At 56.8% G+C, this 8,032-nt stretch carries 4 protein-coding genes; all 4 read right to left on the bottom strand.

Going from position 1 to position 8,032, the window contains the following annotated elements; all coding sequences use genetic code 11:
- Positions 1-76: 76 nt before the first annotated feature.
- From NKJ94_RS36595 to NKJ94_RS36580, 4 genes are read right to left on the bottom strand one after another with little or no spacing between them, the layout of a single operon-like run.
- Complete coding sequence (locus NKJ94_RS36595) at positions 77-3,277, bottom strand: Eco57I restriction-modification methylase domain-containing protein (protein ID WP_352532550.1); 3,201 nt, start codon at positions 3,275-3,277, stop codon at positions 77-79.
- Positions 3,274-6,426: a DISARM system SNF2-like helicase DrmD gene (gene drmD / locus NKJ94_RS36590; protein ID WP_352532548.1), complete on the bottom strand. Its 3,153-nt coding sequence runs from the start codon at positions 6,424-6,426 to the stop codon at positions 3,274-3,276. The genes NKJ94_RS36595 and drmD overlap by 4 nt, the downstream gene beginning before the upstream one ends.
- Positions 6,427-7,527: a DNA cytosine methyltransferase gene (locus NKJ94_RS36585; RefSeq protein WP_352532546.1), complete on the bottom strand. Its 1,101-nt coding sequence runs from the start codon at positions 7,525-7,527 to the stop codon at positions 6,427-6,429.
- Between the two features lie 6 nt (positions 7,528-7,533).
- Complete coding sequence (locus tag NKJ94_RS36580; protein ID WP_352532544.1) at positions 7,534-7,728, bottom strand: type II toxin-antitoxin system Phd/YefM family antitoxin; 195 nt, start codon at positions 7,726-7,728, stop codon at positions 7,534-7,536.
- Between the last annotated feature and the right edge of the window lie 304 nt (positions 7,729-8,032).

Raw genomic sequence — 8,032 nt, 5'->3', positions numbered from 1 at the left:
TCTCCTATGCATGAGGCTCTGCGCCGGCCAGCCGGCTTAACCCTCGTACCGTTGCATATCGGATGACGGGCCGCCCTCAGGCCCAGCAATCATAGGGACTAGTCGGCATATGATCGACTTCGGCTGTAAAATCTCTGGCCACCAAATAGCGCTGGAGGATAGCTGCATTTGCCTCGTCGTCTAATAAGAATTTCTGATACTGGTTCTCATCAACGATAAATCCTTCGCCGTAGACGTAGGTTCCCTTTGCACCGTAGATCGAAGAAAGTAATTTATGTGGTTTATCTTCCGAATCGCCGCTCGTGAGATAAGAATTAATATGTCCAACCTTATCGCCGTCCAGTACACGCTCTCCCTGCCACTTTCCGTTAAACACATGGATAATACTTATATCTACCCCAGCAGCTCCTGGCCAAGGACACGAGGCGCTTGCCCTAAATATCGATCCCGTCTTTTCGATCTGAGCGAGTGAAATTTCACGTGTGATTCCTTGACAGATTGTGTTGGTAGCCAGAAATCCAAAAACGCCACTGCCTCGAAGCAATGACCGAGCCCTTAGAAAGAAATAGGCACATAAGTCCGCGGCGCCTTTCTCTTGCGCAATATTTTGTGAGATGAAAGTTCGGTAGGCGAAGCCGTGCATTGTGCTAATTTTCTTGCCGCCAAGAAAAGGTGGATTGCCTACTATCGCGTCAAATCCCTTATTGTCGCGAAAAAATACTTCTGGAAATTCAAGGGGCCAGTGAAACGGTCGCCTCAAAACTTTTCCGGTGGAAAGTTCTGTTTCGAGCCCTTCATGGGCCCGCCGCTTGAGGGCTTGGACGGCGTCCTCATTGCCCTCCATTGCACCACCTGCTTCGATCGAGAGGTCGGTTTTGTCCGAGGCAGCTTCGCCTGCTGCAAGCACATCGGCGATAAGCGCGTCAGCTACAAGCTCAGGCAGCTCCAGACTCTGCCGCGCTTGCCGATCCAAGCCCGCCATCACCTCGACATCACGAATGTCGCGAATGGGCCTTGAACGCAAATCAGAGCGTAGCAGAATTGCCTTTTCGACGGATTGATCGATCGTCGCTGCGAAAAGCTTCTTCGAGCTGTTCCGATCTGGACGCATGTCGAGATAGCTGAGCTGTTCCAAACGGTTGATACCAAGCAGGCTGTCACCGCATCGAAGATTGTGATCCAGAAATCCGAACGGTCGCCCCTTCGCCAGAGTGACGAGCCAGATTGATAGCTTTGCTAGCTCCACGGCGAGCGGATTCACGTCGACGCCATAAAGACACCGCTCGGCGAGCAAGCGCCTGGCAACAATCGACCTTTCTTCGGCGTCCTTGCTCAGTGGCTCTTGCGCACCAATTTCCTGAGCGACTTGTCCTTCGGAAGTGATACATTTGCCCTGATCTTCCGCTTCACCCCAAGATTCAGTCAGTCGCTCCGACAGCCAACGGCAAACCTGTACAAGAAAAGCACCGGAGCCCATGGCCGGATCGCAAATTTTGAGGTCAAGAAGTTCGGCAGCGGATTTAAGAACCCAGTCTTCGCGCGGTGTGCCGTGAGCAGGCCCGACATACACAAGCGGCTCTAAGGTATCCCTAACAACCACTTCGGTGAGTGATTTCGGAGTGTAGTGTGTGCCAGTTTGCCGCCGATCTCCACCGATTTTCACCATCAAGGTGCCTTTGGGATAAACAAGCGGGTATCCCCAAAGGTCAGTTCGCAGCAGGTGGAAATAAGGCTCTACGCGTTCTTGCAACGCGCGATCAGCTTGGCAAGCGGTCAACAACTTTTCCGCTGCGTCCGCGTCCCTCGGCTTGTTCAAATCATTACGAACGCGGCTCGCCGAACTGTCCATACGTTCCTTAAGCAGATCCTCCAGGCTATTTTGACCCTGTGCCGAGGCATCCTCAATTTCGGCCAGTGTCACCCAGGGATTCTTAGCGAGCTTGGTTGCATCCAAATCAAGCGTGATCTCTGAGGCGCGAACAACTGTCCTTTCGAGGAGACCCTCATAGACATAGCCGATTTGCTCGACATCAAGTGCCCGATATGAAAGAGCACGCCCGCGGAAAAGTTGTACGGCTTCTAAGAGCAGAAGCACGGTGCCGTTGTCGATCGGCAGCGGCGTCGCAAGATCGACCTTCCATCGCGAACCCTTTGCTCGACCCTCCAAAAATGGGAACCGGTCGGGATCGAACAGAGAACCGCCCAAAGCGGGAAGCCGCAGTGCTTCGTGTTCGATGCCACCATAGACGGCTCTAAAAACCGACAACAGGCGCGACCAGGCGTCCCAACGTCTTTCAAGGATTTCTTCGGACTCGGCTCGAAGCTGCAGCCGCAACGTCGATACTGCATAGTTTGCTTCGTAGCGTTCATCCCCCAACAGCAAGAGACCGCGTTCTTCGGCGGCAAGCAGAAAAACGATCCTCATCATAACCGTCAACCCGGCCTCGTAGAGCTCAGATGGCTCTACTCCTAAGAGAAGGTCACGATTGCGATCGACATCAGCACGATCCAGGGCTTGGATCAGCACCTCGACCGCTCGCCTGACTTGCTCTCCCAGAGCGTCGGTCACCTCGTCTTGAAACTTGACCGAGTTGTCGAGTAGCGCCGGCAGCTGCTCCGTGCGGTCGACAAAGAACCGCCGAATTCCGAGAAGGTTGACGAAGGCCTGGAGTGTTATGGGTTCCTGAGACCAAAGCCGAGCGTACCAGCTGGCGAACGTGGTCACCGCTCCGACCGGAGCATCGACAAGCATCCATTGCTCGCCATTGGTCACGAGACCAAGGCGAACTCCCGTCGCTCTGCAAAGCGTGACCATGCGTTCGGCGGGACTTGCCGACCAAGTGCCTTGTTTGAAAGCTTCACCCAGAACGATCTCGGGATCATAGACGGAAACAAGCATGAGAGGCAGCTCGGCGCCTTGACCGTCGGTCACGACAAAATCGGGCGTCAGTGTGACCCCGTACTCCGGCAAGTCGCATTTGATGGCAGCGACATCCCCGCCGATCTTGAGCACGTCGCCAAAACCGTCTTCGTCGAATTCCAGACCTTGTCTGAGAACCAGCTCGATCCATGCCCGATGGACTTTGCGAGCATCGGGCTCGTCGAGATCGATCGCTTCACGCCATTCATCATAGGCCTGGCGGATCATTTTTTTCTTCGCGCCGTCGAGTCCGGCGAGGCCTTGGGGGAACGCTTCCTTCAGCACCGGCTCCGCCAAAAACGGGCCGGATATTTCTACCAGCGAAAGCCATTCGGCGTGGTGTCCGAAGTCCCTCATGTCGCCGGTCTCCAAGCATGGCCTTCGGGGACCAGAAAGATCACAGCGGCGGGAAACGTCTTTACCTGGAACCCCGCGAAGCGTTTGTGTATCGCTTCGATCTCGTTTTCCTTTTCCTCGGGAATGCGTGCCAAGCGCAGTTTCAGCGCCTCGACGTCGCGCCTGAGCTGAGTGCGCTCGTCTTCGGAGAAGAGCGACAGCTGTTGCGGCTCCTTCTCTTTCCGCAGTTCCTCTTCGATCGCGCGTGCCAATTCGTCGAGCACGGCGGCGATGTTGGTCGCCTCGTGCTTTTTTCGATTTTCCAAGGTGCCTTCGAGGTTGCGCAAGCGATCACGCGACCGCGCCTCGACCGTTTGCTGAACCGAGTCCCGATGCTTTTCGAAGCGCCGCTTGAGGCCTTCGAAGAGCCGGTCGTCCGATGGGATACCCACGGCCTTTTCAAGCCACGTATCGACCTGGGTCACGCGCGTTTCCCGCACGAAAGCCCCGTCCTTCAGCAATCCTCCCGCCAAAGTCAGCTCTTCGTGCAGACGATGGTGATTGCCTCCCGTCACGACGAGACGCGAAACGACAACAACGGCGATGTCGTCGAGCTCTCCTCGCGGTAGCCCACGAACGTCGACCCGGTTCAATTTCTTGACGTCGCTTTGCGCCCAGATTTCGGCTCGCATGAGCCGAAGACACATTTTTACCAGGCGATGGTTGAGATGGATCAACACGACATCGTCGCGTCCCTTCGCCACTCCGTGGTCGAAAGTTATGGGACGCGTTTTTCCGGTGTGAGGGTGGCGTAAGCCCTCCACACAGCGCGCCCACGATCCGGTCAACGCAGGCATTTCGAACACCGTGCCGCTCGGCGCACCATCCAATTCGACCGCAATCAGTGGTGGCTTCTTCTCAAGCGCCAATCCTGTTTTGACTGCGGCGCAGATGCGGTCGGGTGTCAGATGAAAATCGCGGGACGTTTCCTGAAGGCGGTCGTGCAACCTCGCGATACGTTCTTTCAACTGACGCTCTGCGCGGACGAAGCGCTTCGCTTTGGCTGCCCGCGCCTCGGCCTCTCGGGTATCCAGCTCCCGTCTCGTACCTTCGATCAACCCGGCCATTTGGGGTGCGATGACAGGGTTCACGCTCCCCATATCCTCGCGCATCGCTTCGAGTTTCGTAAGCGCGCGGATGATGTCGTCCCTATGTCCTCCGAAGGAATCCCCACTGGCCTCTCCGCCGTCGACAGGATGCCATATCAGGACCTCGCCGTATTTCTGGCCGTGCCGATCGATACGGCCATTCCGCTGCTCCATGACATTCGGATTGTAAGGGATCTCGATGTGAATGAGGCAATTGCAATAATTCTGAAGGTCGATTCCTTCAGACGCCGCATCGGTGGCGAGCAAGATGCGCACCGCGGCGTCCCTGGGATTCGTCTGGAACGCCGCTTTGACTTTTTCGCGCTCCTCTTGGTCCATGCCGCCACGAATGAGCTCCAGACGATCGCCACCGTATCCGTTCGCCGCCAAAATCTGATGCAGCCATTGATGGGTGGTCCGATACTCCGTGAAAAGTATCACCCGCCGATCGTTCCAAGCTCCTGCCGATTTGAGGTTCGCTTCGATCCAATCGAGGATCGCTTTGGCTTTCGAGTCCGTTCGATGGCTTGCCTTCTGCGCCCAATCACGCATGCGCGACAGCAGACGTTTCTCGTCTTCCGTAAGCGGCGCGCTCCGCTTGGTCGCTTCTTCGACGGCTTCGGCCTGCGCCCCTTCGACCTGCCCGTCGTCGGCATAATCCTCTTCGGCCTTTAGAATCGCCTTTCGCAGAATGCGGTCGTTCAAGCTCTCTGGAGACGGCTTGCTTTTACCCGAAGTCAGCGTGGCATGGTGCTTTTCCAGCGTCGAGGCGAAAGCGGCTGGAGAGGAAAACAATCGCTTCTTGAGCAAGGTGTTGACGAACTTGGTGCCGGTCGCCCCTGCATCGCGGCACGTTTTCTCACGGCTGGTGCAGTAGGCATCGAGCGTCTTGTGAATCTCGCGCTCGTCGGCGGTGAAAGGGATCGACAATGCCTGAAGATTTCGCTTGGGATAGAGCGGCTTGCCGTCTTTGTCGACGAGATCGGTCTTCAGACGCCGGATCATCACCTGTGAAAGCTGCTTGTCGTCAGGCAAAATGTTTCGCGAGAAACGCTGATCGTCGAGGAGTTCCAAGAGCGAGGTGAAGGACTCGGTGTAGCCGTTGTGGGGCGTCGCCGTCAGGAACAACCGATGCTGAAAGTGCGGTGCGATCTGGCGAATGAATCTCGTTCGCTGGCTTTCCAGCATGTAGTGAGCCGAGCCCGCAGGCGCTACGTTGTGCGCCTCGTCGACGACGAGAATGTCGAACTTGCGCGGATAGCTCGCCCTGACGGGAAGAATGTCCCGGAACATCCGTAGCGGCTCACCGCTCTTCACCCAATCCATCGAAACGATCAGGCGAGGGAACGAGGTCCATGGATTGGCGTGGATGCCGCGCGCCCGGCGCAATTCCTTCACGTACTCCGTATCGACGATCTTGAATTCCAGCCCGAACTTTTCGAGCATTTCGATACGCCACTTTTCTTGAAGCGATGCGGGGCAGACTACGAATACGGTTCGTGCGCGATGCCGCAGTAGGAGCTCTTGAATTACGAGACCCGCTTCGATGGTCTTTCCCAGGCCGACATCGTCGGCGATCAGGAGGTTCGCTCGCGCCATATCGATGGCGCGCACGAGAGGGTCGAGCTGGAAATCTTCGATACTCACGCCGCTGCGAAACGGAGCCTGCAGAAAGCTTCGATCCGCATTGGTTGCGGCACCCCACCTGACGGCATCGAGAAACGCTTCGAGTCGCTGTGAATCGTCACGACCGGTGATCTCGGGAAGGCCCGCACGTTCGATGATGTGCGCGCCTGGTTCGATCTCCCATATGACATCGATTTCTTCGGCCAAGTTGTCTTCGTCCACGGAGGACAACGTGACGCGATGCTGTGGAGGCGAACTCTCCCCGCGTTGGTCCGACGCTTGTGCGTCGGCGACAACCCATTGGCGCCGCCGTGCCTCCACGAGTTGACCCGGCTCTGGAATGGCCCGCAGGACAGTCGTGCCTCCGACTGGCCGCGCTTCGATCGCGGCGGCCATCTAAGCAGCCCTCTTCTGCGAACCCGTATGCATTTCGACATGAGCGACAATCGATTTCCCGATAGCTTCGGCGAGCTTGACGGGGACAGCGTTCCCGATCAGGCGACCGATCGTCTTGCAGTAAATAGGATCGCCACTTTTGACGAATTTGTAGCTTTTGGGAAAACTCTGGAGGATCGCACCTTCGCGCAAGGAGATCGCGCGATCTTGCTCGGGGTGACCGAAGCGGCCGTTTCCGAAACCGAAATATTGTGTCGTGATCGTCGGCGCGGGCTCGTCCCATTCCATGCGTCCATACACGCTCGGATACGTTTTGCCGGTCGGTCGTTTGTGGCAATCGGCGACGAGTTCTTTCTTCCAATCGCGCCACGTCCCTCCGGGAGTGGACGCGCGAATGCGGCGCATATTGAGATCGGACAGTTCGCTCGCTTGATGCAACGGGTCGGTTTCGCAAACCTCGCCCGCCTCGATCGCCGGTAGTCCTTCGATCGCCTTACGGACAGTTTTGGGCTTGGACTTCGTGCGCAGCAGGGAGATCGGCCCCAACTTCGAGGCGAGCAACACCAGTCTTTGGCGCTGCTGGGGTACGCCGAACTCGGCGCAATTCACCACTTCGTACGCAACATTGAAATCCAGCGCTTCGAGTTCCGAAACGAATTTTTTGAACACTGACTGCTTCGCGAGATTCGGAACGTTCTCCATGGTGATGATGTCCGGGTCGAGTTCCTTGGCCAGACGCCCGAAATGCCCCAGGAGATGCCACCGCTCATCGGAGGGACCTGATTTTTGATGATACGTCGAAAAGGGCTGACATGGCGCGCAGCCCGCGAGCAGCTTAAAGCCCGCCCCTTTCATATTGGCGTGCAGCTTTGTCGCGTTCAAATCAGCAACGGACTGCAGCAGAAACGCTGCCTCATTGTTCGCCTCGTAAGGGTACGCGCAGGCGGGATCGATATCGACCCCCAACCTGACTTCAATACCGGCCTTCTCCAAGCCTTTGGTTAGCCCGCCGACCCCACAGAACAAATCGATCGCGGCTATGATTCGGTTGCGAGGGCTACGTTTAAACCTCTTGCTGATTTCGCTTGGCGTGCTCCTCATTCCCCCTCATTTCCCAAGTTGTGTCCTTCTCGCCTCGATCGTTTGCAAACGCTCGATGGCCAGCAGCCGTGAGTATTCTTCGACGCTGATAACAACTACCACCGGCCGACCATGCTTCTCGACGGTAACCGGCTCCGCCCGCGCGGTGTCGATCAACATCCCAAATCCGTATTTAGCGTCTTTCGCCGATATGTTTTTCAAAGAATCAGCCGCCCGAAAATGGCCATTTTGGCCATACTCCTTAAATGGGTGAGCTATCGCAAGAGCTGATTGCCGGGCCTTCCTTGGACACGGTCTCAGGGTGAAATTGGGTTTTCACACTGAACCTCTCCTCCTCGGCGGGTTTGCAATCGACAGTTTTACGCTAGGCGCAATAGCACCGGTCGTCGGCGGTGGGGCCGCAGAACGAACCCGCTGCGCGGGAGGGGCGCCTGCGGTTGAGGTAGTGATCAAGAACCGGTCGTCGCGCTGGCGTTGAGCGTCGTCCGGCGGGGGCAGAGCATGA

This window comes from Mesorhizobium sp. M0060, from assembly GCF_040323155.1.
Taxonomy (GTDB): Bacteria; Pseudomonadota; Alphaproteobacteria; order Rhizobiales; family Rhizobiaceae; genus Mesorhizobium.
The sequence above is the reverse complement of the archived record's forward strand: the minus strand, read 5'-3'. Positions and strand labels throughout refer to the sequence as shown.